We start from the raw sequence: 1,956 nt of genomic DNA, 5'->3' as shown, positions 1-1,956 counted from the left end.
CGCCGTGAGCTCGCGCCGAGCACCCATGCTGATCCGTCCTGCCATCGGTGACACCGATCCGATTCGGTGTCGCCGCCCCAATCCTGACGGTCAGTTCTCCGGTAACATTCTTGATGAGGCAATGCGCGTCATGTCCGCGCCGACTTCGTACACGCGAAGCGAGAGCCCCTTGGTATCCCTCCATTGAGGGCCGCCTTGTTTGACGGACGCGAGCGCTGCAGGTCCTAGGGGTAATCCTAGGAGAAGCGCTATGACGATTTCGCGGGCAGAGGTGATCACATCGGTCGAGCGGCGGCGTCGGTGGTCACAGGATGAGAAGGAACGGCTAGTTGCAGCATCGCTCGAGCCCGGAGCCACTGTTTCCGAGGTGGCTCGCATGGCCGGCCTTCATGTGAGCCAGCTGTTCAGGTGGCGCAAAGAGCTTTGCAAGCACGGTGAAACGAGTGTAGCGCCGTTGGTGCCGGTCGAGATTGGGCCGTCTGTGCCGCCGCGGGATGTGGCCGAAGCGCCATTGACGACGGCGCCGGCGCGTCGACGGAGGAGCCAGGGCATCATCGAGATTGATCTCGGTAGCGGACACCGCATCCGGGTCGATGGTGACGTTGATGGAGACGCGCTGCGGCGAGTTCTCGATGCCCTGGTGCGCCGATGATCCCGGTTCCGACAGGCGCGCGAGTGTGGCTCGCGACAGGCTACACGGATATGCGTAGAGGCTTTCCGTCGTTGGCACTCCAAGTGCAGGAGGTGTTGCGCAAAGACCCGCTCAGCGGCCATCTGTTCGTCTTCCGCGGTCGCCGCAGCGATCTTGTGAAGATGATCTGGCACGATGGCCAGGGAGCATGCCTGTTTACCAAAAGACTAGAGAGAGGAAGGTTCATCTGGCCATCGGTTGCTGGTGAATCGGTAACGATCTCTCCGGCGCAGTTGAGCTATCTGTTGTCCGGGATCGATTGGCGCAACCCTCAAGAAACCCGGCGTCCGACGCGGGTCGGATAGCCGTTTTTACGGTTTGCATCTGCGGCTTGATCTGATTCAATGGCTTCATGATATCGAAGCCGGACGATCTTCCATCGGACCTTGTCAGTGCCCTGGCGGCGCTGCAGGCCGAGCGTGAGGCGCGGCTGCGAGCCGAGGCGGTGGCTGCCAGCGCGCGGGCGGAGCTGTCGGACAACGAGGCGCTGATCGCGCATCTCGAGCTGCGGATCGAGAAGCTCAAACGCGAACTGTACGGGCAGCGCTCCGAGCGCACGGCACGGCTGCTCGAGCAGCTGGAGTTGGAGCTCGAAGAACTCGTCACCACGGCGAGCGAGGATGAGCTTGCCGCGCAGGCCGCAGCGGCGAAGACGCAGAACGTCCGCCCCTTCACGCGCAAGCGGCCGGTGCGCAAGCCCTGGCCGGACGACATCGAACACGAGCGCGTCGTCATTGACGCTCCGACGAGCTGCGCCTGCTGCGGCGGATCGCGGCTGGCGAAGATCGGCGAGGATGTGACCAAGACGCTGGAGGAGATCCCGCGTCGCTTCAAGGTCATCGAGACAGTGCGCGAGAAGTTCACCTGCCGCGATTGCGAGAAGATCAGCCAGCCGCCTGCGCCATTCCATGCCACGCCGCGCGGCTTCATCGGCCCACAATTGCTGGCGACGATCCTGTTCGACAAGTTCGGCATGCATATCCCGCTCAACCGCCAGAGTGCGCGCTTTAAGGCCGAGAGGATCGATTTGCCGCTGTCGACGCTGGCCGACCAGGTCGGCCACGGGACCTTCGCCGTCATGCCGCTCTTCCACTTGATCGAACGCCATGTGCTCGCTGCCGAGCGCCTTCATGGCGATGACAGTGTGCTGCAGAAGCACACAGAAAGGATGATCGTGATGATCTGATAATCTGTGAGCACAAGCTGTGACAGCGATGAGGGAGGGCCCCTCGGGATCGGCTTTCAGGAGCAGGTCCCAAATCACT

The 1,956-nt window shown here is 62.6% G+C and carries 2 protein-coding genes and 1 pseudogene; all 3 read left to right on the top strand.

The annotated features are described in order from the left end of the window. The first annotated feature begins 250 nt into the window (after window positions 1-250). Window positions 251-652, top strand: coding sequence for an IS66-like element accessory protein TnpA (tnpA, locus tag ACZIRK_RS45020; RefSeq protein ID WP_038380667.1), 402 nt, complete (start codon window positions 251-253; stop codon window positions 650-652). After that, window positions 649-996, top strand: a complete 348-nt coding sequence (gene tnpB / locus ACZIRK_RS45015; RefSeq protein ID WP_038388906.1) for an IS66 family insertion sequence element accessory protein TnpB — start codon at window positions 649-651, stop codon at window positions 994-996. The genes tnpA and tnpB overlap by 4 nt, the downstream gene beginning before the upstream one ends. 47 nt (window positions 997-1,043) lie before the next feature. Continuing rightward, window positions 1,044-1,841, top strand: a pseudogene (locus tag ACZIRK_RS45010) (IS66 family transposase); the annotation flags it as partial. Window positions 1,842-1,956 lie beyond the last annotated feature (115 nt).

The organism is Bradyrhizobium sp. Leo114, from assembly GCF_055229415.2.
Note: the sequence above shows the minus strand (reverse complement) of the source record. Positions and strands in the feature narration are given on the sequence as shown.

Bases quoted from the DNA above. Each gene is read 5' to 3' on its own strand.
- tnpA (WP_038380667.1), top strand. From the start codon at position 251: ATGACGATTTCGCGGGCAGAGGTGATCACATCGGTCGAGCGGCGGCGT.
- tnpB (WP_038388906.1), top strand. From the start codon at position 649: ATGATCCCGGTTCCGACAGGCGCGCGAGTGTGGCTCGCGACAGGCTAC.